The organism is Paracoccus angustae (assembly GCF_042648745.1).
GTDB classification, from domain to species: Bacteria; Pseudomonadota; Alphaproteobacteria; order Rhodobacterales; family Rhodobacteraceae; genus Paracoccus; species Paracoccus angustae.
Window position 1 is genome coordinate 1 of the sequence record NZ_JBHRXY010000020.1, and the last position, 24045, is coordinate 24045.

24 protein-coding genes are annotated in these 24045 nt (G+C 69.2%); 9 read left to right on the forward strand and 15 right to left on the reverse strand.

From position 1 onward, the window contains the following. Positions 1-76: 76 nt before the first annotated feature. From ACFOM8_RS16880 to ACFOM8_RS16895, 4 genes are read right to left on the reverse strand one after another with little or no spacing between them, the layout of a single operon-like run. Positions 77-892, reverse strand: coding sequence for a sugar phosphate isomerase/epimerase family protein (locus tag ACFOM8_RS16880; RefSeq protein WP_377763255.1), 816 nt, complete (start codon positions 890-892; stop codon positions 77-79). A gap of 48 nt (positions 893-940) precedes the next feature. Continuing rightward, positions 941-1699, reverse strand: a complete 759-nt coding sequence (locus ACFOM8_RS16885) for an SDR family NAD(P)-dependent oxidoreductase (protein ID WP_377763257.1) — start codon at positions 1697-1699, stop codon at positions 941-943. Between the two features lie 22 nt (positions 1700-1721). Next, on the reverse strand, positions 1722-2762 hold the full coding sequence (locus tag ACFOM8_RS16890) for a transketolase family protein (protein ID WP_377763259.1): 1041 nt from the start codon (positions 2760-2762) through the stop codon (positions 1722-1724). A gap of 6 nt (positions 2763-2768) precedes the next feature. Next, entirely contained in the window at positions 2769-3623 is an 855-nt protein-coding gene (locus tag ACFOM8_RS16895; protein ID WP_377763260.1) for a transketolase, read from the reverse strand. 300 nt (positions 3624-3923) lie between these two features. On the opposite strand from ACFOM8_RS16895, the gene ACFOM8_RS16900 reads away from it, so the two are divergent. From ACFOM8_RS16900 to ACFOM8_RS16920, 5 genes are all read left to right on the forward strand, one after another. Further along, positions 3924-4898 (forward strand): TRAP transporter substrate-binding protein, encoded by a 975-nt coding sequence (locus tag ACFOM8_RS16900; protein WP_377763261.1) that lies wholly within the window; start codon positions 3924-3926, stop codon positions 4896-4898. A 1-nt stretch (position 4899) separates the two neighbouring features. Further along, positions 4900-5466: a TRAP transporter small permease gene (locus ACFOM8_RS16905; RefSeq protein WP_377763263.1), complete on the forward strand. Its 567-nt coding sequence runs from the start codon at positions 4900-4902 to the stop codon at positions 5464-5466. Between the two features lie 8 nt (positions 5467-5474). After that, positions 5475-6722 (forward strand): TRAP transporter large permease, encoded by a 1248-nt coding sequence (locus ACFOM8_RS16910; RefSeq protein WP_377763264.1) that lies wholly within the window; start codon positions 5475-5477, stop codon positions 6720-6722. A gap of 7 nt (positions 6723-6729) precedes the next feature. Next, positions 6730-7617 (forward strand): NAD(P)-dependent oxidoreductase, encoded by an 888-nt coding sequence (locus tag ACFOM8_RS16915; RefSeq protein ID WP_377763266.1) that lies wholly within the window; start codon positions 6730-6732, stop codon positions 7615-7617. Between the two features lie 61 nt (positions 7618-7678). Further along, a complete protein-coding gene (locus ACFOM8_RS16920) occupies positions 7679-8653 on the forward strand; it encodes a LysR substrate-binding domain-containing protein (RefSeq protein ID WP_377763267.1) in 975 nt (324 codons plus the stop codon). 43 nt (positions 8654-8696) lie between these two features. On the opposite strand, the gene ACFOM8_RS16925 is transcribed toward ACFOM8_RS16920, so the two are convergent. Together ACFOM8_RS16925 and ACFOM8_RS16930 are read right to left on the reverse strand one after the other, a co-directional pair. Next, complete coding sequence (locus tag ACFOM8_RS16925; RefSeq protein ID WP_377763269.1) at positions 8697-9473, reverse strand: LysR substrate-binding domain-containing protein; 777 nt, start codon at positions 9471-9473, stop codon at positions 8697-8699. Positions 9474-9479: 6 nt separating this feature from the next. Continuing rightward, complete coding sequence (locus ACFOM8_RS16930; protein WP_377763271.1) at positions 9480-9593, reverse strand: LysR family transcriptional regulator; 114 nt, start codon at positions 9591-9593, stop codon at positions 9480-9482. Positions 9594-9674: 81 nt separating this feature from the next. Between ACFOM8_RS16930 and ACFOM8_RS16935 the strand changes: the two genes are divergently transcribed. Next, complete coding sequence (locus ACFOM8_RS16935; protein WP_377763272.1) at positions 9675-10823, forward strand: CaiB/BaiF CoA transferase family protein; 1149 nt, start codon at positions 9675-9677, stop codon at positions 10821-10823. A 2-nt stretch (positions 10824-10825) separates the two neighbouring features. Next, positions 10826-11959, forward strand: a complete 1134-nt coding sequence (locus tag ACFOM8_RS16940; protein WP_377763273.1) for an acyl-CoA dehydrogenase family protein — start codon at positions 10826-10828, stop codon at positions 11957-11959. 42 nt (positions 11960-12001) lie between these two features. Here the strand turns inward: ACFOM8_RS16940 and ACFOM8_RS16945 are convergent, their stop codons facing one another. From ACFOM8_RS16945 to hutI, 8 genes are all read right to left on the reverse strand, one after another. After that, positions 12002-12772, reverse strand: coding sequence for an amino acid ABC transporter ATP-binding protein (locus ACFOM8_RS16945; protein WP_377763275.1), 771 nt, complete (start codon positions 12770-12772; stop codon positions 12002-12004). Between the two features lie 2 nt (positions 12773-12774). Beyond that, positions 12775-13431 (reverse strand): amino acid ABC transporter permease, encoded by a 657-nt coding sequence (locus tag ACFOM8_RS16950; protein ID WP_377763276.1) that lies wholly within the window; start codon positions 13429-13431, stop codon positions 12775-12777. Continuing rightward, entirely contained in the window at positions 13431-14078 is a 648-nt protein-coding gene (locus tag ACFOM8_RS16955; RefSeq protein WP_377763278.1) for an amino acid ABC transporter permease, read from the reverse strand. The genes ACFOM8_RS16950 and ACFOM8_RS16955 overlap by 1 nt, the downstream gene beginning before the upstream one ends. Positions 14079-14156: 78 nt before the next feature. Beyond that, positions 14157-14975, reverse strand: coding sequence for a transporter substrate-binding domain-containing protein (locus ACFOM8_RS16960; protein WP_377763279.1), 819 nt, complete (start codon positions 14973-14975; stop codon positions 14157-14159). Positions 14976-15037: 62 nt separating this feature from the next. Beyond that, positions 15038-16729: a urocanate hydratase gene (gene hutU, locus ACFOM8_RS16965; RefSeq protein ID WP_377763281.1), complete on the reverse strand. Its 1692-nt coding sequence runs from the start codon at positions 16727-16729 to the stop codon at positions 15038-15040. A 2-nt stretch (positions 16730-16731) separates the two neighbouring features. Beyond that, positions 16732-17526, reverse strand: coding sequence for an N-formylglutamate deformylase (hutG, locus tag ACFOM8_RS16970; RefSeq protein ID WP_377763314.1), 795 nt, complete (start codon positions 17524-17526; stop codon positions 16732-16734). Further along, positions 17526-19055: a histidine ammonia-lyase gene (hutH, locus tag ACFOM8_RS16975; RefSeq protein WP_377763282.1), complete on the reverse strand. Its 1530-nt coding sequence runs from the start codon at positions 19053-19055 to the stop codon at positions 17526-17528. The genes hutG and hutH overlap by 1 nt, the downstream gene beginning before the upstream one ends. Further along, positions 19048-20250 carry an imidazolonepropionase gene (hutI, locus tag ACFOM8_RS16980; protein ID WP_377763284.1) on the reverse strand — a complete coding sequence of 401 codons (1203 nt, stop codon included), beginning with the start codon at positions 20248-20250 and terminating at the stop codon, positions 19048-19050. The genes hutH and hutI overlap by 8 nt, the downstream gene beginning before the upstream one ends. 109 nt (positions 20251-20359) lie before the next feature. Between hutI and ACFOM8_RS16985 the strand changes: the two genes are divergently transcribed. Continuing rightward, positions 20360-21724 carry a formimidoylglutamate deiminase gene (locus tag ACFOM8_RS16985; protein ID WP_377763285.1) on the forward strand — a complete coding sequence of 455 codons (1365 nt, stop codon included), beginning with the start codon at positions 20360-20362 and terminating at the stop codon, positions 21722-21724. Then, positions 21721-22446 (forward strand): GntR family transcriptional regulator, encoded by a 726-nt coding sequence (locus tag ACFOM8_RS16990; protein WP_377763287.1) that lies wholly within the window; start codon positions 21721-21723, stop codon positions 22444-22446. The genes ACFOM8_RS16985 and ACFOM8_RS16990 overlap by 4 nt, the downstream gene beginning before the upstream one ends. Positions 22447-22534: 88 nt before the next feature. Here ACFOM8_RS16990 and ACFOM8_RS16995 read toward each other — a convergent pair whose 3' ends face one another. Beyond that, positions 22535-23851, reverse strand: coding sequence for an acetamidase/formamidase family protein (locus ACFOM8_RS16995; protein ID WP_377763288.1), 1317 nt, complete (start codon positions 23849-23851; stop codon positions 22535-22537). Between the last annotated feature and the right edge of the window lie 194 nt (positions 23852-24045).

Consider the following 24045-nt stretch of genomic DNA (forward strand, 5'->3'; position numbering starts at 1 on the left):
ATGTGCTCGCGGTTCACAGCGCAAACGCCCAAACCGTCCCCCCCATAATGCTCCACCAAAAACGGACTGGAAAAGCCTATCGCCCCGCCACCAGTCTTTTCGCCGCGGCGACCGTGCGGTCCAGCCATTCGTGTTCCAGGGCGCGCGTGGCTTCCATGTCGTCGGAATGGGGCAGCCAGTGTTCCAGGATAACGCTCATGTCCGGGTCGCGGTCCGCAAGCGCGTCCAGCACCTGGGCCAGCTCGGCGCGGCCCTCGCCCAGAGGCGTGCCGTGGATGCGGAAGCCCACGCCATAGGGATCGGGCGTGATCCGGTAATCCTTGAAGTGCAGGTTTATGGCATAGGGCGCCAGCATCCGCACCGTTTCCATCGGCCATTCGCCCGCGCAGATCGAGTTCGCCACGTCCAGGCAGACGCCAAGCGCGTCGTCGGCCACCGCGTCCAGAAGCTGCACCATCCGCGGCGAGGGATAGTTGAAATGGTTCTCGATCGCGAAGCGCAGCCCCGCCGCCTTGCCCTCGTGCAGCAGCTCGCGCAGCTGCGCGGCAAGGTCGGGCACGGGGATCAGCGCGTCTTCCGCATCCAGCGCCACGCGCAGGATGTCGGATCCGATCCGCTGGCCGATGGGGATGTAGCGGGCCAGTTCGGCGGCGTCGAAGGACTGCGTGCCCAGTTCCAGCGTCATGCCATAGCTGTCCGCCCGCGCCTTCAGCGCCCGGTGTTCGTCGGGGGACAGGCGGTCCAGCGGCAGGTTGTCGGCGTATTGCACGACCGACAGCCCGTGGCCGTGGGCGATCTCCAGGACCTCCATCGCCGTCATGGGCTTGGGCGGCTGCTTGTCCCCGATGCCGATGGACCAGCGGAAGGCATAGCTGCCAAGGCCGAGTTTCATGGTTGTTCCCCCCGTAAGGGGCGCCGGTCCGGCCCGGCGCCCGGATGGTCAATGGATCAGCGACCCGCCGTTCACGTCCACCTCGGAGCCGGTGACATAGGACGAGATGTCCGAGGCCAAAAACAGCGCGCAGCCCGCGACCTCGTCGGCGGTGCCGGGGCGGCCCATGGGGATGCCGGCGTTGATCGTGGCGCGCATCTCGTCGGTCAGCTTGCCCGCGGTGATGTCGGTGGCGATGAAGCCGGGGCAGATCGCGTTCACGCGCACGTTGTCGGGTGCCAGTTCGCGGGCCATGGCCTTGGTCAGGCCCAGCACGCCCGCTTTGGCGGCCGAATAATGCGGCCCGCCGAAGATGCCGCCGCCGCGCTGCGCGCTGACCGACGACATGTTGACGATCTTGCCGGACTTCATCCCGCGCATGTGCGGGATCACCGCCTGGCTGCAATAGAGCGTGCCGCGCAGGTTCACGTCCAGCACGTCCTCGTAGTTCTTCGGCCCGATGTCCATGATCTTCAAGGGCTGCGTGATGCCGGCGTTGTTGACCAGGATGTCGATGCGGCCCCATCTGGCGATCAGCGCGTCGAAGGCGGCCTTCACGCTGTCCTGATCGGTGACGTCGCAGGCCAGGCCGACGTGGCTTTCGCCCAATTCTGCGGCGGCTTCCCGGGCGGCTGCCTCGTCCAGATCCAGGATCGCCACGGTGGCGCCGTGCTGCGCGAACAGCCGCGCGGTGGCCAGGCCCAGGCCGCGCTTGGACGCGGCGCCGGTGATGACGGCGTATTTGCCGTCCAGAAGTGCTGTGGTCATGGGTTTCCTCCCTTCAAGTGTTTCAAAGCCAGCCGCGGACCTGGCGGATGATCGCCTCGGTCGAGATGCCGTAGCGGTCGTGCAAGCTGGGCAGCGCGCCCGCGTCCAGGAACCGGTCCGGCAGGCCGATCATGCGGAACTGCGGCGTCACACCATTGGTCAGCAGCGTGGAGGCCACCGCCTCGCCCAACCCGCCGACAACGGTGTGGTTTTCGGCGGTGACGACCAGGCGGCCGCCCTTCCCGGCCTCTGCCAGGATGGTCCGGGTGTCCAGCGGCTTGATCGTCGGGCAATGCAGCACGGCGACCGAGGTGCCGTCCTTTTCCATCGCCACCGCCGCATCCAGCGCGCGCATGGTCATGAAGCCGGACGCGATGATCAGCGCATCCGTCCCGTCGCGCAGAAGCTTGGCCTTGCCCAGTTCGAACCTGTAGTCCGGGCAATGCCTGTGGATCACCGAGGGCACGTTGCCGCGCAAAAGGCGCATGTAGACCGGGCCGGGATGGGCGGTGATCGCGGGCACCGCCTGCGCCACGTCGATGGCGTCGCAGGGGTCCACGATGGTCAGGTTGGGCAGGCCGCGGAAGATCGCCAGATCCTCGGTCGCCTGGTGGCTGGGACCGTATCCGGTGGTCAGGCCCGGCAGGGCGCAAACGATCTTGACGGGCAGGTATTCCTCGGCGATGGCCATGGCGATGAAGTCATAGGCGCGGCGGGACGCGAACACCGCATAGGTGGTGGCGAAGGGGATGAAGCCCTCGCGCGCCATGCCGGCGGCGGCGGACACCATCACCTGTTCGGCCATGCCCATCTGGTAGAAGCGGTCGGGAAAGGCCTTCGCGAAGACGTGCAGGTCGGTATATTTCGCAAGGTCCGCTGTCAGGCCGACGATGCGGCCGTTCTTCTTCGCCTCCTCGACCAGGGCATGGCCGAAAGGCGCGGGCACGGCGTCGTATCCCTCCGCCGCCAGCGAGGCGATCATGGCCGAGGTCTTGCCCCCGCCGGTGCCGGGCTGGCGCGGTTCCCATTTGCGGTGCGGGTCATAGCGGTGCTGGATGGTCATAACGCGTCACTCCGGCTTGGTTTCGTCGAGGACGGACAGGGCCTTCTGCCATTCGTCGGCCTCGACCCGGACGAAATGCGTGATCTCGCGCGCCTCCAGGAACGGCACGCCCTTGCACATCACCGTGTCGCAGACGATGGCGCGGGGGCGGTCGTCCTGGAGGTTGCGGGCCGTGTCGAAGGCCGCCACCAGCGCGTCGATGTCGTTGCCGTCCACGCGCTGCACGTGCCAGCCGAAGGCGGCCCATTTGTCATGCACGGGTTCCGCCGACAGGGTTTCCGTGGATTTTCCGTCGGCCTGCTGGTCGTTGAAATCGACGATGCAGATCAGATTCGACAGCTTGTGATGGGCGGCGGCCATGGCGGCTTCCCAGGTGGACCCCTCGCCCAGTTCGCCGTCCGACATCAGGTTGTAGACGAAGGCGGGGTTCCCCTTGGCCTTCAGGCCCATCGCCATGCCGACGCCGATACCCAGGCCCTGGCCCAGCGACCCGCCGGTGATCTCCATCCCCGGGGTATAGGCGGCCATGCCCGACATGGGCAGGCGGCTATCGTCGGCGCCATAGGTTTCCAGTTCCGCCTCGGGCAGGATGCCCGCCTCGATCAGCGCGGCATACAGCGCGATGGCGTAATGGCCGATGGAGAGCAGGAAGCGGTCGCGGCCCTCCCATTCGGGATCGGCGGGACGATAGTTCAGCGCGTGGAAATAGGACACCGCCAGAACGTCCGCGACGCCCAGGGCCTGTCCGACATAGCCTTGTCCCTGCACCTCGCCCATGCGGACCGCCTTGCGGCGGATGTCCCACGCGCGGCGCGCAAGGCTGGTGTTCGACAGCGCGCCTGCCGAGCGTTCATGCTGCATGATTCCTCTCTCCCTTGCGGCGGACCCTGTGGGGTTCCGCGGCGCCTTACAGGAAGCGGCAAAGCCCAGCCGTTGCAATTAAGATTTCCTGCGCGTTTGCTAAGCACAGCTTACGTGACGCAGCCGCCGGAATCAGACAGGGTTTTCCCTAGCCGGGCGAGGAGGACGCCTTTGGCCCCCAATCGCATGCAGCCCTTCCCGAAGGTCGCGGGCCCGTCCGGGCCGCCACGCCGGGCCGGTTGCACATCCTCGGGGCCTGCCTTCCTCTTGCCGGACAGCAACAGCTCTGGGAGGGGCCACATGAAACTTCGTCATTTCCTTGCCGCCACTGCAATCGCGCTTTGCGCTGGACCGGTCGCGGCCCAGAACTTCCAGTTGTCGCACAACGCGGCGGCGGGCAATCCCAAGGACGTCGCGTCCGAAAGGTTAGCCGAACTGGTCAACGAAAAGTCAGGCGGCCGGCTGAACATCGACGTGGGCGGCGCCGCCCAGTTCGGCGACGACGCCGAGACGATCACCAACATGCGCCTCGGCACCATCGCCTTTTCCGCCAACTCGCAGGGTTCGACCTCGGCCGTGGTGCCAGAAATGGCGCTTCTGGGCCTGCCCTTCCTGTTCCAGAACCTGGACCAGGCCGAGGCCGTGATGGACGGCCCCGTTGGCGACAAGATCGAGGCCGCCGCCGAGGCGCAGGGCCTGGTCGTGCTGGCCTGGTGGAACAACGGCATCCGCGAGGTGTCGAATTCCAAGGGCCCGATCGCCACGCCCGCCGATCTGGCCGGCATGAAGATCCGCACGCCGCCCGATCCCATGACCATCGACATCTTCACCGCGCTTGGCGCCTCGCCCACGCCGATGGCCTTTTCGGAACTGTATATCGCCTTGCAGCAGGGCGTGGTGGACGGCCAGGAAAACCCGCTGATCAACATCTATTCGTCCAAGCTGCACGAGGTTCAGCCCTTTATCTCGATGACGGCGCACAAGTACGAGGCGACGCCCCTTCTGGCCTCCAAGATGATCATGGACACCCTGTCGCCCGAGGACCAGCAGATCATCCGCGACGCCGCCGCCGAAGCGGGGACGCTGAACCGCCAGATGGTGCGCGAGCAGACCGCCACGCTCAAGGCCGAGATGGAAAAGGCCGGCGTCACCTTCAACGAGGTCGATCCCGCGCCCTTTATCGAGGCGACGCAGCCCGTTTATGAAAAATGGCGCGGCCAGTATCCCGAACTGGTGGACGAGATCGTCGCGGCCGCCCAGGCGGCGGGCCGGTAACATGCAGACGGCGGGCGTTCCCCTGGGCAACGGCAAGGCGGACCCCGCCGTCTTGCGCGCGGCCAATGCGATCGGGCTGATGCTCGACCGCATCGCCGTTCTGATCGCCGCATCGGCGGTCGTGATCATCTTCCTCGCGCTGATGGCCGAGGTCGTGGTGCGCTATTTCACCAGCGCGGGCCTTGGCTGGCCGAACGAGGTGCCGAACGTGCTGTTTCCCTGGCTGATCATGGGCGGCATCGTGATCGGCGCGCATCGCGGCGCGCATATCGCGGCGGAATTCATCCGCGGGCACCTGACGCCGTCGCAGCTGCGCCTGCTGATGGTGGCGATCCACCTGCTGGTCGCGGTTGTCTTCGCGGCGCTTGCCTGGCTGTCGCTGGGGGTGATCTCCATCACCAGGACGCAGGTCTTTCCGATCACCGGCCTGGGACAGGCCTGGGCCTATACCTCGATGCTGTTCGGCTTTGGCGGCATCGCCGTCGCATCGCTGGTGAACGCGGTTCGCGTGGCCTATGCCGCCGATCCAGGCGCCCTTGACCACACCGACACGGAGCACATGACATGACCGTCGTCATGACCGGACTTTTCGCGATCATGCTGGTGCTGTCGGTGCCGGTCGGATACGCGCTGATCATCGCGTCGGGCACCGCGATCCTGTGGCAGGGCGGCACGCCCACGGTTCTGGCCGTGGTCAAGCTGTTCCAGCCCACGCAAAGCTTTCCGCTGCTGGCGATCCCCTTCTTCATCCTGTCGGGCTCGCTGATGATGTCGGGCACGCTGGGCCAGAAGCTGGTGGCCTTCGCCGCCAACCTGGTGGGGCGCTATCACGGCGGCATGGGACAGGTGACGGTGGTGGGTTCCACCATCTTCGGCGGCGTGTCCGGGTCCGCCGTGGCCGAGGCGTCCGCCCTGGGATCCATGCTGATCCCCTGGCAGAAGCGCGAAGGCTATCCGGCGGGCTTCGCCGCCGCCGTCACGGCCTCGTCCTCGACCATCGCGGGGCTGATCCCTCCCTCGATCCCGCTGATCCTGTATTCCACGGTGTCGAACGCCTCCATCGCGGCGCTGTTCACGGCGGCGATCCTGCCGGGGCTGATGCTGGCCCTGGGTTTCATGCTGGTTTGCTATTTCTCGGGGCGGCTGCGGGGCTTTCCGCGCCTGACCGACCGCTCGCAGATGGCGGGCTTCGGCAAGTCTCTGGTTTCGGCGGCCCCGGCCCTGGCGATGCCCTTCTTCATCATCGTGCTGCTGCGCGCGGGCATCGCCACGCCCACCGAGGTCAGCGTCATCGCCGTCTTCTACGCCCTGGTGGTCAGCGCGCTTCTGTATCGCGACCTGACGCTGGCGCGGATCAGGGACGCGCTGGTGGGCACGGTGATCACCACCGGCGTGGTGATGCTGGTCATCACCGCCTCCAGCCTGGTGGGCCATGTGCTGATCACCGAACGGATCCCGGCCCTTGTCGCGCAATGGTCGCAGGAAACGCTGGGCACCGCCGTGCTGATCATCGTGATGATGAACGTCATCATGCTGATCGTGGGCATGTTCCTGGACCTGCCCGCCGCGATCCTGCTGCTGGGGCCGACCTTTGTGGCCATCGGCGCGGCCATCGGCATGGACCCGATCCAGCTGGGCGTGATGATCTGCATCAACCTGTCCATCGGCCTGTTCACGCCGCCCATCGGCACCACGCTGTTCATCGGCGCGGCCATCGCCCGGGTGCCCATCGGCGCCGTGGTGAAGGAGCTGTGGCCCTTTTACCTGGTCGCCTTCGCCGTGCTGATCCTGATGTCCTATGTTCCCGCTTTCACCCTCTACTGAGGCTCCGATGACCGACACCAAGACGATCGCCTTTGTGGGCCTGGGGTCCATGGGCCTGCCCATGGCGGGAAACCTGGCGAAGGCCGGGCACCGGGTGCGCGGCTTCGACATGCGCGACGCCGCCATGGATGGGCTGGCCGCGCAGGGCGGCATCCGCCCCGCCGATCTGGCGGGCGCCTGCGAGGGCGCCGACCTTTTGGTGCTGATGGTGGTCAATGCCGATCAGGCGCGGTCGGTGCTGTTCGCGGCGGGCGCGCTGGCGGCCCTGCCGCAAGGCGCGCGGATCTGCCTGATGGCGACCTGCCCGCCCGACGAGGTGACGCGGCTGGCCGCCGATGTGGCCGCCCAGGGCCGCGAGCTGATCGACTGCCCCGTCTCGGGCGGGGTGGTCGGCGCGCAGAACGGCACGCTGACCATCATGGCGGCCGCGCCCCGGGCCGGCTTCGACGCCGTGGCCCCGGTGCTGCGCGCCATGGGCGACAGGCTGTATCACGTGGGCGAAACGCCGGGTCAGGGCGCGACGGTCAAGGCGATCAACCAGCTTCTCTGCGGGGTCCATCTGGCCGCCGCGGGCGAGGCGCTGGCCCTCGGCCGCAAGGCCGGGGTCGATGGCGCGACCCTGCTGGAGATCGTCGGGGGTTCGGCCGCGTCAAGCTGGATGCTGAGGGACCGCGGCCCGCGCATGTTGCAGGACGACCCGCCGGTGACAAGCGCGGTGGACATCTTCGTGAAGGACCTGGGCATCGCCCTGGCCGCCGGGCGCGGGGCCGCCATGGCCCTGCCCCTGGCCGCCGCCGCGCACCAGATGTTCCTGGCCGAAAGCGGGCGGGGCAACGGCGGGGCCGACGACAGCCAGGTCATCGCCGCCTACCTGCGGCTGAACGGCATCGCGTAGCGTCGATGGGGGCGTCTTGACGGACGCCCCCCCGCGCGGTCCTGTGGCGTCGGAGGATCCGATGCCCTTGAACCCCAACCTGAACTCGCTGGCCTATTTCGAGGCCGTGGCCCGGACGGGCCGCGTCACCGATGCGGCGGCCGAACTGGGCGTGTCCACCGCCGCCGTCAGCCAGCAGCTGAAGCAGCTGGAAGAACAATGGGGGGTCCGGCTGTTCCGCCGCCAGGACCGCCGCCTGTCCCTGACGCTGGACGGCGAGATGCTGTTCCAGACCACCACCGCCGCCTTTCGCATGATCCGGGGCGCGCGGTCCGCCGTGCTGCGCCAGAACGACAGCCAGCAGCTTGCCATGCGGTGCAGTCCCAGCTTCGCGGTGCGTTGGCTGACGCCGCGGCTCAAGGATTTCCTGGACCTCAACCCAGAATGGGGTGTGCGCATCGACGCCTCGCCCGACTTTTCGGATTTCGAGACCGAGACGATGGATCTGGATCTGCGGTATGGCTCGGGCCGTTGGCCGGGGCTGCACGCGGAATGCATCATCAACGATTACGTGGTCCCGCTGTGCAGCCCGGCCTATCGCGACCGCCTGAGCGTCCTGGCCGACGATCCGGTCCGGCAGCTTGCGTCGGCCCGGCTGATCCATTCGGTCAAGGCGCTTTACCAGTGGAACCTGTGGCTGGCCGTGCATGGCGTCGACATGCCGGTCGAGCAGGCGCCGCTGCGCTTCGACCGCTCGTCGATGGCGATCCAGCTTGCCCGCGACGGGGCGGGCGTGGTGCTGGATTCCGTCACCCTGGCCTGCGACGAGATACAGAACGGAACGCTGGTGCCGCTGTCCCCGGCCTTTCCGGCCGTCGAGTTTCCCGCCTATTGGATCGTGTGCCCGTCGCGGCACCTGAACCGCCGCATCGTGCGGCTGTTCCGCGACTGGCTGCACCGCAACGGCGCGGACTTCCAAGCTGCCGCGCGCCAGTGCCTGGAAGGCTTCGGCTGCGCGATCCGCCCCGCGGCGGACGGAGAACCGGGTCTGCTGTGACCGTCCCCGCCCCCGCCCGTTCCGGCGGGCGGGCCGGCGATCCCTATGGTCCGGCCATGGCGCGCGCCGCGAATTCCAGAAAGGCCGTGGCCGTTTCGGTCGGCGGCAGGGCGGCGGCCCGGGCCAGGGCGACGCGGCTTGGGGGCAGCGGGTCGGACAAGGCCAGGCGCGCCACCCGCCCACCGTCATAGGCCAGGTCGTGCGGCAGATCCGTCGCCAAAAGCCCGATGCCCATGCCGTTGGCGACCATGGCCCGCAGCATCTCGATCGAGCCGGTCTCGGCGGCGATGCGGGGCGCCACCCCGCAGATCTGGAACAACGACAGGAAATATCCCCGGCTGTGGGGCAGGTTGATCAGGATCACCGGATCCTCCGCCAGATCCCGCAGGGATGCCGACGGGGCGCCCGCCAGGCGGTGCCGGGGCGGCACAAGCACATGCGGCGGCACCGCCTGCAATGGCGTCAGCGCCAGATCCGCGGGCAGTCCCGCGTCATAAACCAAGGCAAGGTCGATGCGCCCGCCGCGCAGGCCGCGAGCCAGTTCGGCCAGATCGCCCTCGACCAGGGTGATGCGCGCGGCGGGGAACAGGGCGGTGAAGCCGCGCACAAGGCGGGGCGCGTGGCGCGGCCCCAGCGTCGGATAAACCCCCAGGATCATCTCGCCCCCGGGTCCGGCGGCCGGGGCGAGGATCGCGCGGGCCTGGGCCAGCAGCGATTCGAACGCGGCCAGCTTCTGCCGCCCGAAGGGGGTCGGCCGCATCCCCTGCCCCGGCAGCCGCAGGAACAGCGGCTGGCCGAAATGCGCCTCGACCTGGGCCACGGCCTGCTACACCGACGGCTGAGACACGTTCACCGCCCGCGCGGCGGCGGCCGTCGAGCCCGCTTCCGCGACGGCCAGCAGATAGGTGATCTGGCGAAGCCCCAAGGGTATCGGATTCATTGATTGCCCATATGCGAAACGATTATTTCTTCCTATACCCCAAAATGCGTCATCCTGTCCCCGCACATCGACGAGGACATCATGACCGACGACCGAAAGCCGCTGACCGGCATCAGGGTTCTGGATTTCACGCGGGTTCTGGCGGGGCCCTATGCCACGGCGCTGATGGCCGACCTGGGCGCCGACGTTGTCAAGATCGAAGCGCCGGACGGCGACGAATACCGCCGCATCGGGCCCTTCCGCGACGGCGAAAGCGCGCTGTTCCAGACCGCCAACCGCGGCAAGCGGTCGGTCGTGCTGGACCTGCGCGACCCCGGAGACCTGGCGGTGGCCCAGGGGCTGGCCCGCCGCGCCGACGTTCTGGTCGAGAACTTCCGTCCCGGCGTGATGGCTCGCCTGGGCCTGGACGCGGCGGGCCTTCAGGCGGCCAATCCCGGGCTGGTCTATGCCTCGGTGTCGGGCTTCGGGCAAAGCGGCCCCCATGCGGCCCGTCCGGCCTATGACGTCATCGTGCAGGCCATGTCGGGACTGATGGATCTGACCGGCGAGCCCGCCGCGGCCCCGACCATGGTGGGCGAGGCGATGGCGGACGTCGCGGGCGGGCTGTTCGCGGCCTGGGGAATCATGGTGGCGCTGTTCGACCGCAGCCGCACCGGGCGGGGCCGGGTGGTCGATCTGGCGCTGTTCGACGCGCTGCTGTCGATGATGCCTTCGGCGGGCGCGCGGGTGCTGGTCTGCGACGGGGATCCGGCGCGCACCGGCAACCGCCATGCGCTGTCCGCGCCTTTCGGCGTTTATCCGGCGGCGCAGGGCCATTTCGCGGTGGCGGTGCTGAACGACAAGCTGTTCGGGGCCTTTTGCGAGGTGATCGGCCAGCCCGCGCTGCGCGACGATCCGCGCATGGCCAGCGACGAAAGCCGGCGCGCGCACGAGCCGGTGCTGGCGAAAGCCATCGCGGCCTGGGCCGGCGGCGTGACGGCGGCGCAGGCGGTCGCCGCGCTGTCGGCGGCGGGGGTGCCCGCGTCCGAACTGGCCTCGGCGCGCGACGCCTGGCTGTCGGACCAGGCGCGGGCGCGGGGGCTCGTGTCCCCGGTGGCGCATCCTGTGCTGGGATCGGTCAGCCTGCCGGAACAGCCGGTGCATTTTTCCGGCAGCCCGCGCGGGCTGCAGCGGGCGGCGCCGGGTCTGGATGAACATGGCGCCGAGATCCGCGCCGAACTGGGAAAGTGAACATGACCGACTGGACCGACGACGAAGCCGCCCTGCTGGATCAGATCGGGCGTTTCGCCCACGAGGCGCTGGCGCCCCGCGCCGCCGAACTGGACGAAACGGCGACCTTCGCCACCTGCCACCTGCCCGCCATGGCGGATCTGGGCCTGATGGGCCTGAACCTGCCCGAGGAGGACGGCGGCCTCGGCCTGTCCGGCCCGGCGCTTTACCGGGCGGTGGAACTGATCGCCGGGGCCTGCGGATCGACCGCCTCGATGCTGACGGCGCATTTCCTGGCCACGGATTCGCTGCATCTGGGGGCCTGCGCCGCGTTGCGGGCGCGGATCCTGCCGGGGGCCGCGGCGGGCAGGCTTGGCGCCTTCGCCCTGACCGAGCCGCAGGCGGGATCGAACCCCGCCGACATGCGCACGGCCGCCCGGCGCGACGGCGCGGGATACCGGCTGCGCGGGTCGAAATGCTTCATCTCCAACGCGGGGGCGGCCGAATTCATGGTCGTCTACGCCAAGACGGACCCGCAGGCGGGGGCGCGGGGCGTGTCCGCCTTTGTGGTCGAACCCGGGAAAACCGAGGGGATCACCATCGCGCCTGCCGAACGCACCATGGGCCTGCGCGGCGGCCATGTCTTCGGCGTGGCCTTCGACGACTGTTTCGTCCCGGAAGAAAACCGCATCGGACCCGAGGGCACCGGCTTCCGCACCGCCATGAAGGTGCTGGACAACGGCCGGATCGAGGTGGCGGCCCAGTCCACCGGCATCGCCGCCGCGGCGCTTGACGCCGCCGTCGCCTATTCAAAGGAACGGCAGGTGGGCGGCCACCCCATCGCCGATTTCCAGGGTCTGCAATGGATGCTGGCCGACAGTGCCAACGACCTGGCCGCCGCCCGCGCCCTGGGACTGGCGGCGGCAAGGCTGCGCGGCACCGGCGCGCGCTATTCCACCGAAAGCGCCCATGCCAAGCTTTTCGCCTCCGAGGCCGCCTGGCGCATCGCCGACCGCGCCTTGCAGATCCACGGCGGCTACGGCTATTGCCGCGACTTTCCGCTGGAACGCTATCTGCGCGACCTGCGGATCTTCCGCATCTACGAAGGCAGTTCCGAAATCCAGCGCACCATCATCGCGCGCGGCCTTTTGGCCTGACCCCAGCGGCCCCGGCCCCCGTTTGCGGGGCCGGGCCGTCCGTCAGAAGCTGTTGCGCTCGTGATAGGTGCGCAGAAAGGACTGGATGCGCGGATCCCGCGGCTGGTGGAGGATCGCGTCGGGCGTGTCGGCGGCCACCAGCTCGCCCCGCTCCATGAAGGCCACGCGGTCGGCGACATGGGCGGCAAAGCCCATCTCGTGCGTGACCACCACCATGGTCATGCCCTCGGTCGCCAGCGTCTTCATCACCGTCAGCACCTCGCCCACCAGTTCGGGATCGAGGGCCGAGGTCGGTTCGTCGAACAGCATCAGGCGCGGCTCCATCGCGATGGCGCGGGCGATGGCCACGCGCTGCTGCTGGCCGCCCGACAGGCGCGCGGGGTGGCTGTCCATCTTGTCGGCCAGGCCCACCTTGGCCAGGGCGTCGGCGGCGCGCGCGGCGGCCTCGGGCTTGGCCATGCCGCGCACGCGGACCAGCCCCTCGGCCACGTTCTCGCGCGCGGTCATGTGCGGCCACAGGTTGAACTGCTGGAACACCATGCCGATCGACCGGCGCATCTCGCGCAACGCGCGGCCGGCCATCTTGCGGCCCGGCGCCTCGTAGCCGATCAGACGGCCGTCGATGCGGATCTCGCCCGAATCGTATTCTTCCAGGAAGTTCATGCAGCGCAGCAGCGTGGACTTGCCCGACCCCGACGGGCCGATCAGGCAGGTGACCTTGCCCGCCGGGACCGACAGGTCCACGTCCTTCAGGGCGTGAAAGGGGCCGTAGAACTTGTTGACCTTCCGGATCTCGACGGCAGAGGCCCGCATCGTCATGTCCTTTCGATGAGGTGTTTCGTGACCCGCGCCTCGAACCGGCGGCCCAGGCGGGAGATGGTCTCGACCAGGGCCCAGAAGAACAGGGCCAGCACCAGGTTCGCCTCGACGTAGCGGAATGTTTCCGCCGACATGCGGCTGACCTGATACATCAGCTCGGGCACGGTGATGATGGAAAGGATCACCGTTTCCTTGGTCAGGATGATCGAGAAGTTGATCAGCGCCGGCAGGGCCGACACCATCGACAAGGGCAGCAGGATGCGGCGGACGATGGTCGGCTCGGCCATGCCGATGACGCGCGCGGCCTCCAGTTGCCCGGCGGGCACGGCGCGAAAGCCCGCGCGGAAGATCTCGGCGAAATAGGGGCTGCCGTAGATGGTCAGTCCCAGAAGCCCGGCGGGCAGCGCGTCCAGCCGCAGACCGATCAGCGGGCCGCCGTAATACAGCACGAACAGCTGCACCAGAAAGGGCGTGCCGCGGATCACCTCGATATAGACCTGAAGGATCCAGCCCAGCCAGCGGGGGCCGTAATGGCGCAGCAGCGCGATCAGCAGGCCCAGGGCCATGCCGAAGACCGTGCCGAGAAGCCAGCAAAGCACCGTAAGGCCGAAGCCGCGCAGCAGGGCGGGGCCGTATTGTTGCAGCAGGTCCATCACACGGCCGTCCTGTGTTCAAGCCAGCGCCCCAGAACCGCCAGGCAAAGGTTGATGGCCAGGTAAATGCAGGCCGCCGCAAGGTAAACCTCCAGCGGGCGGAAGGTGGTGGCGGCCTGGGCCTGGCTGGCGCGGGTGATTTCCAGGATGCCCACCACCGACACCAGAGAGGACGCCTTTACCAGCAGGATCAGTTCGTTGATCAGCGCGGGCAGCGACATGGTGACCGCCTGCGGCAGGATCACCCGGCGCCAGACATCGGCGGGGGTCATGCCGATGGCCACGGCGGCCTCGGCCTGGCCGCGCGGCAGGGCGTTGATCGCGCCCCGCCAGATTTCCGAGATATAGGCGCTGGCGCAGACCCCCACGGTGAAGACGGCCGCCGCCATGGCCGGCACGTTCACCCCGATCAGCGGCAGCGAATAATAGAACACCAGAAGCTGCACCAGCAGCGGAACGCCCCGCAGGAAGCTGACCCAGACCGCGCCGAAGCCGCGCAGGGCGCGCGACCGCGACAAGCGCGCCGCGCAGACCAGCGTGCCGATCACCAGCCCGAGGGCGATCCCCCCGACCGAGATCAGCAGCGTGTAGCGGGCGGCCCAGAACAGCGGCACGAGGCTTTCCAGAAAGACCGGGATCGAAAACATGCGCACCTCTGTCTGGCGGGTCGCGGGCAGGTCGGTCCGGTCGCGCCGGGCGGGTCGTGCCGCCCGGCGCGGGCCGGATCAGTTGGTCGGCACGTCGCGCGGCAGTTCCGCATAGGTGCCCAGCCATTTCTCGTGGATCGCCTTGAGGCGGCCGTCGTCGGCCATCTTCCGCAGCGCGTCGTTGATGGCCTGGGCAAGCGTCTGGCTGGCTTCTTCCTTGCGCAGCACCCAGGCGAAGTACTTCGGCTCGCCGAACTGGGCGGGCTCGAACAGGGCGAAGGTCTCGGGGCGCGACTTGACCAGATAGGTCAGGTTGGGCAGCGATCCCGCCACCGCGTCCAGCCGTCCGGTCGCAAGATCGGCATAGGCCTCGTCGGTGGTGCCGTATTCCTTGACGGTGATGCCGCCCAGGGTCTGGCCGAAGGCTTCAAGCTGCTTGAACTGCGCGGTGCCCTGCTGGACGCCGACGGTCTTGCCGGCGATGTCCTCGGGCTTGGTCATGTCGGCGTTGTTCGCGGCCTTGACCAGCGAAACGGTGGCGTCGGCGATGGGCAGGGTGAAGGTATAGCGTTCCAGCCGCTCGGGGGTGATGGTGACCGGGGCGATCACGATGTCGAACTTGCCGACCTCGAGGCCCGGCAGCTCGGCCGTCCAGGGGATGTCCTGGTAAACGGGCTCGACTCCCAGTTCCTTGGCGACCTCGTCGAACAGATCCTTTGTCACGCCCTCGTAGGTGCCGTTGTTGAGCATGTCGAAGGGGGCATAATGCATGTCGGTGGCGGTGACGATCTTGCCGGCCGCCTTGATGTCGGCAAGCTGGTCGGCCGCCGCGGCGGTGCCGAAGCCCAGGGCGGCAAGGCCCAGAAGCGCGGCGCGGATGGACATGGTGAAGGTCATGATGTGACTCCTTGTCGGTTGGGTGGCGGGCGCCGCATGACGGTGCTGCGGCGCCTCTGTTATCAGAGGATCGCGGGAAGGTTCAGCCCATGACCGCGCGCGCAATCAAGGGCGATGTCATAGCCCGCGTCGGCATGGCGCATCACGCCGGTGGCCGGGTCGTTCCACAGCACGCGTTCCAGGCGGCGGTCGGCGTCCTTGCTGCCGTCGCAGCAGATCACCATGCCGGAATGCTGCGAAAAGCCCATGCCGACGCCGCCGCCGTGGTGGATCGACACCCAGGTCGCGCCCGATGCCGTGTTCAGCAGCGCGTTCAGCAGCGGCCAGTCGCTGACGGCGTCCGATCCGTCCTTCATGGCCTCGGTTTCGCGGTTGGGGCTGGCGACCGAGCCGCTGTCCAGGTGGTCGCGGCCGATCACGACCGGAGCCTTCAGTTCGCCGTTGCGCACCATCTCGTTGATGGCAAGGCCGGCGCGGTGCCGGTCGCCCAGGCCGATCCACATGATCCGGGCGGGCAGGCCCTGAAAGGCGATGCGTTCGCGCGCCATGTCCAGCCAGTTGTGCAGATGGGCGTTGTCGGGGAACAGCTCCTTCATGCGCCGGTCGGTCTTGTAGATGTCCTCGGGGTCGCCCGACAGCGCGGCCCAGCGGAACGGCCCGATGCCGCGGCAGAACAGCGGGCGGATATAGGCGGGCACGAAGCCGGGAAAGGCGAAGGCGTTCTCCAGCCCCTCGTCCTTGGCGACCTGGCGGATGTTGTTGCCGTAATCCAGCGTCGGCACGCCCGCGTTCCAGAAATCGACCATCGCCGCGACATGGGCCTTCATGCTGGCGCGCGCCGCCCGCTCGACGGCCTTGGGGTCGGCGTCCTGCCCGGCGCGCCATTCGGCCACGGACCAGCCCAGCGGCAGATAGCCGTGAACCGGGTCATGGGCGCTTGTCTGGTCGGTGACGATGTCGGGCCGCCCGTTCGGCATCGGCCCGCCCGCCTTCATACGGCGCACCAGTTCGGGAAAGACCTCGGCGGCGTTGCCGATCAGGGCCACGGACTTGGCTTCTCCGGCCTTTGTCCAGCGGTCGATCATCGCCAGGGCCTCGTCAAGGGTATGGGCCTTTTCGTCGCAATAGCGGGTGCGGATGCGGAAGTCGGCGCGGGTTTCGTCGCATTCGACGGCCAGGCAGCAGGCCCCGGCCATCACCGCGGCCAGCGGCTGCGCGCCGCCCATCCCGCCCAGGCCCGCGGTCAGGATCCACCTGCCCTTCAGGTCGCCGCCGTAATGCTGGCGGCCAGCCTCGGCGAAGGTCTCGTAGGTGCCCTGGACGATGCCCTGGGTGCCGATATAGATCCAGGATCCGGCGGTCATCTGGCCGTACATCGCCAGGCCCTTGCGATCCAGTTCGTTGAAATGGTCCCAGGTCGCCCAATGCGGCACCAGGTTCGAATTGGCGATCAGCACCCGCGGGGCGTCCTTGTGGGTGCGAAAGACGCCGACCGGCTTGCCCGACTGGACCAGCAGGGTCTGGTCCTCGTCCAGCTCGCGCAGGCTGGCGACGATCCGGTCGAAGTCGGCCCAGGTGCGGGCGGCGCGGCCGATGCCGCCGTAAACCACCAGCTCGTGCGGGTTCTCGGCCACGTCGGGATGGAGGTTGTTCATCAGCATCCGCAGCGGCGCCTCGGTCATCCAGCTTTTCGCGGTCAGGTCGGTGCCGGTGGCCGGAAACACGTCGCGGATGTTGTGGCGGGGATCGGTCATGGTCAGCCTTTCAGATCGGGGGCCAGATCGGCCAGGGTGCGCAGGATGCCGGCCAGAACCGGCCTCAGCCGGCCGGCCTTGGCCTCGTCAAAGGCGAAGGGCGGCGCTTCGGTCGCCAGATGCGTGGACTGGGCCAGTTCCATCTGGATCGCGTGGACATTGGCGGCGGGGCGCCCGTAATGACGGGTGGTCCAGCCGCCCTTGAAGCGGCCGTTCACCGCCATGGTCCGCCCGGAGGCACGGCAGATCGCCTCGGCAGCCGCCTGGACGCGGGGATCGCAGGTCGTGCCTCCGGCGGTACCGATGTTGAAATCGGGCAGCGTGCCGTCGAACAGGAACGGGATCCGCGACCGGATCGAGTGGCAGTCGTACAGGATCGCCACCCCGTGCCGGGCGCGCACGCGCGCGATCTCGGCCGACAGGGCGGCGTGATAGGGGGCGTGGAAACGGGCGGTGCGGTCGGCCACGTCTTCTGCCGAGGGCTCCCGGTCCCAGATCGGCCGGCCGTCGAAATCGGTCAGCGGCACAAGGCCCGTGGTGTTCTGGCCGGGATACAGGCTTTCGTTGTCCGGCCCGCGATTGGCGTCGATCGCGTAGCGGTGAAAGGTCGCCCGGACGGTTGTCGCGCCCGGCAGAAGACCGTCGTAAAGATGGTCGACATGCCAGTCGGTATCGGCCAGCAACCGGCCCCAGTCGTTCAAGCGCGCCGCGACATCGTCGGGCAGCCATGTGCCGACATGGGGCAGACCCAGGATGACCGGACCGTTTCCCCGCTCGACAGCGACGGGATCGGGGATCACAACGCCACCCCGTCGACGCCCGCGGCCCCGATCAGTGTGCCGTCTCGCACCATCGCGGCGGCGGCCTCCAGGTCGGGCGCCAGATAGCGGTCCTCGGCGATGGCCGGAACCCTGGCGCGCAGGGCCTCCATCACCGCGCCCAGCCGGACCGAGGTCCGCAAAGGCGCGCGGAAGTCGATGCCCTGGGCGGCGCAGATCGCCTCGACGCCCAGGATCACCGACAGGTTCGCGTTCATCGGCACCAGCCGCCGCGCGCCGTGGGCCGCCATGGACACGTGATCCTCCTGGTTGGCCGAGGTGGGCGTGGAATCGGTCGAGCAGGGGTTGGCCAGGTGCTTGTTCTCGCTCATCAGGGCGGCAGTGGTGACCTCGGCGATCATCAGGCCCGAATTGAGGCCCGGCGCGGGGGTCAGGAAGGGCGGCAGATCGTGGCTGAGCGTGGGATCCACCATCAGCGCCACGCGGCGCTGCGCGATGGCGCCGATCTCGGCCAGGGCCAGGGCGATCTGGTCGGCGGCGAAGGCGACGGGTTCGGCATGGAAGTTGCCGCCCGACACGATCCGCCCCTCGCCCAGGACCAGGGGATTGTCGGTCACGGCGTTGGCCTCGATCTGGAGGGTGCGGGCGGCGAAGCGCAGCACGTCCACCGCCGCGCCCGCCACCTGCGGCTGGCAGCGGATGCAATAGGGATCCTGCACCCGGCTGTCGCCTTCGCGGTGGCTTTCGCGGATTTCGGACCCCTTCATCAGGGCGCGCATCTCGCGGGCGACCTCGATCTGGCCGGGATGGCCGCGCAGGTCGTGGATTTCCGGTTGCAGCGGCGCGGTCGATCCCATGATCGCGTCGGTGGACAGCGCCGCCGTCACCATGCAGGCAAGCGCGTTGCGCCAGCCCTGGAAAAGGCCGATCAGCGCCAGCGCGGTGGAAAACTGCGTGCCGTTGATCAGCGCCAGCCCTTCCTTCGGGCCCAGCACCACCGGCGCAAGCCCCGCGCGCGACAGCGCCTCGGACCCCGGCAGGCGGCGGCCGTCGAACCAGGCCTCGCCATGGCCGATCATGGCGGCCGTCATGTGCGCCAGCGGCGCCAGGTCGCCGGACGCTCCGACCGATCCCTGCGCGGGCACGACCGGGGTGACGCCGCGGGCCAGCATCCCTTCGATCAGGGCCACGACCTCCCACCGGACGCCGGACGCGCCGCGGCCCAGGCTCAGCAGCTTCAGCGCCATCATCAGGCGGGTGGCGGGAATGTCCAGCGGCTCGCCCACGCCGCAGCAATGGGACAGGATCAGGTTGCGCTGCAAGGCCGCCGTGTCCTCGGCCGCGATCTTGACCGAGGCCAGCTTGCCGAAGCCGGTGTTGACGCCGTAAACGGCCGCCGCGCCGTTCGCGGCCGCGGCGATGCGCGCGGCGGCCGCGTCGATCGCCGGGCGGGCCGAGGGGTCCAGGCGGACCGCATGGCCGTTCCGCCAGACGGTTTCCAGTTGCGCAAGCGTTGCCGCGCCGGGTGCAAGGATCAGGTCAGACAAGTTCGCCTCCGACAATGCGGGCGTGAAGGGGATTGAAGCCGATGCGATAGGACAGTTCCGCCGGTCGGGCGATGTCCCAGACCGCCAGATCGGCGCGCAGGCCGGGCCGGATCGCGCCCCGGTCGTCCAGGCCAAGCGCGCGGGCCGCATTGACGGTCACGCCCGCCAGGCATTCCGACGGCGTAATGCGGAACAGCGTCGCGCCCATGTTCATCGCCAGCAGCAGCGAGGTCAGGGGCGAGGTGCCGGGGTTGCAGTCCGTCGCAAGCGCGATGGGCACGCCCGCCCGGCGCAGCGCCGCGACCGGCGGCAGCTTCGTTTCGCGCAGCGTGTAGAAGGCGCCGGGCAGCAGCACCGCCACGGTGCCGGACGCGGCCATCGCCGCGACGCCGTTGTCGCCGAGATATTCCAGGTGATCGGCCGAGATCGCGCCGTGCCGCGCCGCCAGAACCGCTCCGCCCCCGTCGGACAGCTGTTCCGCGTGCAGCTTGACCGGCAGGCCCAGGCCTGCGGCATGGCCGAAGACCAGGTCCATCTCCTCGGGCGAGAATGCGATGCCTTCGCAAAAGCCGTCAACGGCATCGACCAGCCCCTCGGCATGGGCGCGGTCCATTCCGGCGATCACCACCTCGCGCAGATAGGCGGCGCGGTCGGCGGCGTATTCGGGCGGCAGGGCGTGGGCCGCCAGCCAGGTCGTGCGCACCGACACGGGCCGGACCCGGGCGATCCGGCGGGCGACCCGCAGCATCTTCAGTTCGGTTTCGACCTCCAGGCCGTAGCCCGACTTGATCTCGAGGGTGGTGACGCCCTCGGCCAGCAGGGCATCGACGCGGGGCAGCGCCTGGTCCAGCAGCGCCTCCTCGGAGGCGGCGCGGGTGTCGCGGACGCTGGACAGGATCCCGCCGCCGGCGCGGGCGATGTCCTCGTAGCTGGCGCCTTCAAGCCGCATCTCGAACTCACGCGCGCGATCGCCGCCAAAGACGACATGGGTGTGGCAGTCGATCAGGCCGGGGGTGACCAGCCGCCCGCCAAGATCGCTGCGGGGCGCCGAGGCAAACCGGCCGGGCAGGTCCGAAACCTTGCCGATCCAGGCGATTCGCGCGTCCTCGGTTGCGATAGCCATGGGCTCGGACGGCGGCGTCGGCCCGGTTTCCGCGCCGGGGCACGCGATCCTGGCATTGTTGAAGACCTGCATGGATGGCCACCTCCGTTTGGACTTGCCGTGGCTCTATGTTTAAACATATATTCTGTCTATGTCTAAACGTATTTTGCGTCAAACGAAATGATGCGGCGGGGGTAAGGCGATGACGGTGCTTTGGGCGGAACGGGCCTTGCTGCCCGAGGGATGGGCCGATCATGTCCGGGTGCAGGTCGGCCCCGAAGGCCGGATCGCCGGGGTCCGCGCCGGCGCGGAACCGGAAGGCCGGCGGGTGGACCTGCTGCTGCCCGCCATGGCGAACCTGCATTCCCATGCCTTTCAGCGGGCCATGGCGGGCCTGTCCGAGGCGCGCGGCCCCCATCCGCGCGATTCCTTCTGGACCTGGCGGCAGATCATGTTCCGCTTTCTGGACCACCTGACGCCCGACGACGTGGAAACCATCGCCGCCCTTGTGCAGATGGAGATGCTGGAGGCGGGCTTTGCCGCCAATGTCGAATTCCATTACCTGCACCACCGGCCGGGCGGCGCGCCCTTTGCCAACCTTGCCGAGATGTCCGAACGCATCGCCGCCGCCGCCGCGCGCACCGGGATCGGGCTGACGCTTCTGCCGGTCCATTACCAGTTCGGCGGCTGCGACGGCCGTGCGCTCGGCCCCGGGCAGGCGCGCTTCGGCACCGATCCCGACATGTTCGTCCGGCTTCTGGACGCGGCCGAGGACGCGCTGCGCCACCTGCCCCCGGATGCCGGGATCGGCGTCGCCCCCCATTCGCTGCGCGCCGTCGGTCCCGACGCCCTGCGGCTTTGCTGCGCCCTGCGCCCCGGCCGGCCCCTGCACATGCACCTGGCCGAGCAGATCCCCGAAGTAGAGGAGGTTCTGGCCGCGCGCGGCCTGCGCCCGGTCGAATGGGTGCTGGAGAACTGCGCCCCCGACCGCCGCTGGACGCTGATCCACCTGACCCACATGACCGCCGACGAAACCCGCCGCCTTGCCGCCACCGGCGCGGTCGCGGGCCTTTGTCCGGTCACCGAGGCCAGCCTGGGCGACGGCATCTTCAACGGCGCCGACTGGCGCCGGGCGGGGGGACGGCTGGGCTTCGGATCGGACAGCAACATCCGCATCTCGCTGGTCGAGGAGCTGCGCGGACTGGAATACAGCCAGCGTCTGCGCGACACCGCCCGCGCCATCCTGGCCGAGCCGCCGCGCTCGACGGGGCGGGTGCTCTACGATGCCGGGCTCGAGGGCGGCGCGGCGGCCGCCGGGCGCGACGGCGGCGCGATTCGCGAAGGGCTTTGGGCCGATCTCTGCGCGCTGCCGCTGAACGCTCCGGTGCTGGCGGGGCGGCGGGGCGACCAGATGCTGGACAGCCTGGTCTTCGCGGGGGGCGACGGGCTGGTGCGCGATGTCTGGGCCGCCGGGCGCCACGTCGTCCGCGACGGACGCCATCTGGACCGCGACCGGATCATCGCGGATTATCTGGCCTGCATCACCAGCTTGCAGGACCGGATGTGACCGCCAGGAACGCCTCCAAGACCCCCGGCCAGACCCTGCCCAAGGCGCAGATGATCCTGTCCGAGGTCCGCCGCCGGATCCTTGACCGCGAATGGCGCCAAGGCGACCGCATCCCGGACGAGGCGGATCTTGCCGTCGAGTTCGGCGCGGCCCGGGCCACCGTGAACAAGGCCTTGCAGGTGCTGGCCGACGAAGGGCTGCTGGACCGCCGCCGCCGCGCCGGAACCCGCGTCGCGATCGACCCGGTCCGAAAGGCGACGCTGTCGATCCCCATCGTGCGCGAACAGATCGAAAGCGCGGGCATGGCCTACAGCCACCGCGTCGCCGCCCATCGCCGCGGCCCCCTGCCCGACGGCCTGGCCCTGCGGCTGTCCCTGCCCGCCGGGACGCCGATGATCCATCTGCGCGCGGTCCATTACGGCGACGGCATCCCCTTCCAGTACGAGGACCGCTGGATCAACCCCGAGGCGGTCGCGGGAATGGGCGCCGTGGACTTCCGCCATGTGAACGCCAACGAATGGCTGGTCCGAAACGCTCCGTACCGGCAGGCCGAGGTCACCTTTTCGGCCGCCAACGCCGACGCCCGCGACGCCCGGATGCTGCAAACCCGGCCGGGGCAGGCCCTGCTGGTGCTGCAACGCACCACCTGGAACGACGACCACCTCATCACGACCGTCCGCATCGCCTGCCGCCCCGGCCACGAGATCGGCACCCGGGGCTGATCCGCAGCCCTTGCGCCAAGGCCGGCGGGACGAACCGGCCCCGCCGCCCGTCGCGGTCCGGGGCCGCGGTCCGGGGTCGCGGCCCCCGTCACAATCCGTATTGCTCGCGCGCGTAATCGCCCAGGCCCACCTCGTCCAGCCTTGCCAGCGGCGCCAGAAACGTCACCTGGATCACGCCGGGCGCCCGGCCGATCTCGATCGCGCCGTTGATCGTGGCGCGGTTGCGCACCTCGGGAACGGTCATGCCCAGCAGAACCGAGGCGCGTTCCAGCCCGTTCTCGATGGCGGCGTTCAGGTTCGCGGCGGTGCCGATGACGCTGATCGGGGCAAGCGGCTCGATCTCGTCCACGCCCCACCTGGCGGCAAGGCGCAGCCCCTTGGCGACCTCGGCCGCCGAAAAGGGACGCGCCAGGGGCGGCAGATCCTCCTCGAGCGGGAACAGAACGGGACCGTCGATCGGATAGTTCTTCACCACCTCGACCTGAAGGGTGACGCTGCCGGCCACGTCCATCGTGTGCCCGGCGATTTCTCCGTCGCCCTGGCCCGCGTGCATGTCGCCCATATAGACGCCCGCGCCCGGCACCTTGACGGGGCACACGAGGATCGCGCCCGCGCGCACCGCGTCGATGTCCATGTGCCCGTCGGTCTTGTGCCGCGCCAGTTCCTCGGCGGTGATGGCATAGTCGTGGGGCGCCCCGACCAGAAAGGCGCCGAAATCGCCGGCGTTGTGGCTGTCGGGCATCGCCGTCGAGGGGCAGGTTCCAAGCTGGCCCAGAAACGGCCGCATCCGCACAAGGGTGCCCGGCATGTCGGACGGCGCATAGGTCAGGATCGAATGCTGGCGGCTGCCGTCGGGCAGGGCCGCGAAGCGGTCGGCGTCCCGCGCGATCGCTTCGGCCGCCGCCGCGGGAAGGGTCAGGCCCACGCCGCGGGTGTCGTCAAAGGCGACGGTATAGCCGTGAACGACGCGGAACGGGGTGACCGGGTTGCCGCAGCCGTCGCACCTCACCGCATCCTGGCCGATCCCCTCGACATGGGTTTCCGGCCAGACCGTGTCGCAGACCGGGCAGCGCGCGGCGACATAGGGATCGCCCAGGCAGAACCCTTCGGGAGAGCTGTCGTGCCCCGACGCGGTTGCGGCCGAGGTCACGGTGATGTCGCGGATGCGGATGGCGATCCCGTCGCCCACCTCGGCGCCGCTGACCCGGACGGGCGTGGTGACCTCGTGGCCGCCGCGCAGGCGGGGCGTGATCATCGGACCCCAACAGCCGGGCGCGGTGTTCGCGATGATGGTGCCGCCATTCTCGACCGGCCCCAGCATGGGCGCGGCGGGATCGAGGACACTGTTCGTAAATTCGGTCGCGACGACGCTGCGGCGCGACGGCGCGATGCGGCCATCCGGCATGGAAACCCCCGATGTTCACTGTGAAGACCGAACCCGAGGTTAGCGGCTTGGCCTGCATAATCAAGCCTGCCGGGGTCCCGGCCCGCGCCGGTCGCGTGGCCGGGCCGCGGCGCGGCTGCCGGACGCCCGCGCCGGGCCATGCGCGCGGAAGGCTGGAACACAAGCCTTGATGCGCCCGCCTTCGTTGTCCATTA

What these genes read in the sequence shown, in the direction of transcription:
- ACFOM8_RS16880 (WP_377763255.1), bottom strand. Translation starts at nt 892, where the DNA reads ATGAAACTCGGCCTTGGCAGCTATGCCTTCCGCTGGTCCATCGGCATC.
- ACFOM8_RS16885 (WP_377763257.1), bottom strand. Translation starts at nt 1,699, where the DNA reads ATGACCACAGCACTTCTGGACGGCAAATACGCCGTCATCACCGGCGCC.
- ACFOM8_RS16890 (WP_377763259.1), bottom strand. Translation starts at nt 2,762, where the DNA reads ATGACCATCCAGCACCGCTATGACCCGCACCGCAAATGGGAACCGCGC.
- ACFOM8_RS16895 (WP_377763260.1), bottom strand. Translation starts at nt 3,623, where the DNA reads ATGCAGCATGAACGCTCGGCAGGCGCGCTGTCGAACACCAGCCTTGCG.
- ACFOM8_RS16900 (WP_377763261.1), top strand. Translation starts at nt 3,924, where the DNA reads ATGAAACTTCGTCATTTCCTTGCCGCCACTGCAATCGCGCTTTGCGCT.
- ACFOM8_RS16905 (WP_377763263.1), top strand. Translation starts at nt 4,900, where the DNA reads ATGCAGACGGCGGGCGTTCCCCTGGGCAACGGCAAGGCGGACCCCGCC.
- ACFOM8_RS16910 (WP_377763264.1), top strand. Translation starts at nt 5,475, where the DNA reads ATGACCGGACTTTTCGCGATCATGCTGGTGCTGTCGGTGCCGGTCGGA.
- ACFOM8_RS16915 (WP_377763266.1), top strand. Translation starts at nt 6,730, where the DNA reads ATGACCGACACCAAGACGATCGCCTTTGTGGGCCTGGGGTCCATGGGC.
- ACFOM8_RS16920 (WP_377763267.1), top strand. Translation starts at nt 7,679, where the DNA reads ATGCCCTTGAACCCCAACCTGAACTCGCTGGCCTATTTCGAGGCCGTG.
- ACFOM8_RS16930 (WP_377763271.1), bottom strand. Translation starts at nt 9,593, where the DNA reads ATGAATCCGATACCCTTGGGGCTTCGCCAGATCACCTATCTGCTGGCC.
- ACFOM8_RS16935 (WP_377763272.1), top strand. Translation starts at nt 9,675, where the DNA reads ATGACCGACGACCGAAAGCCGCTGACCGGCATCAGGGTTCTGGATTTC.
- ACFOM8_RS16940 (WP_377763273.1), top strand. Translation starts at nt 10,826, where the DNA reads ATGACCGACTGGACCGACGACGAAGCCGCCCTGCTGGATCAGATCGGG.
- ACFOM8_RS16945 (WP_377763275.1), bottom strand. Translation starts at nt 12,772, where the DNA reads ATGCGGGCCTCTGCCGTCGAGATCCGGAAGGTCAACAAGTTCTACGGC.
- ACFOM8_RS16950 (WP_377763276.1), bottom strand. Translation starts at nt 13,431, where the DNA reads ATGGACCTGCTGCAACAATACGGCCCCGCCCTGCTGCGCGGCTTCGGC.
- ACFOM8_RS16955 (WP_377763278.1), bottom strand. Translation starts at nt 14,078, where the DNA reads ATGTTTTCGATCCCGGTCTTTCTGGAAAGCCTCGTGCCGCTGTTCTGG.
- ACFOM8_RS16960 (WP_377763279.1), bottom strand. Translation starts at nt 14,975, where the DNA reads ATGACCTTCACCATGTCCATCCGCGCCGCGCTTCTGGGCCTTGCCGCC.
- hutU (WP_377763281.1), bottom strand. Translation starts at nt 16,729, where the DNA reads ATGACCGATCCCCGCCACAACATCCGCGACGTGTTTCCGGCCACCGGC.
- hutI (WP_377763284.1), bottom strand. Translation starts at nt 20,250, where the DNA reads ATGCAGGTCTTCAACAATGCCAGGATCGCGTGCCCCGGCGCGGAAACC.
- ACFOM8_RS16985 (WP_377763285.1), top strand. Translation starts at nt 20,360, where the DNA reads ATGACGGTGCTTTGGGCGGAACGGGCCTTGCTGCCCGAGGGATGGGCC.
- ACFOM8_RS16995 (WP_377763288.1), bottom strand. Translation starts at nt 23,851, where the DNA reads ATGCCGGATGGCCGCATCGCGCCGTCGCGCCGCAGCGTCGTCGCGACC.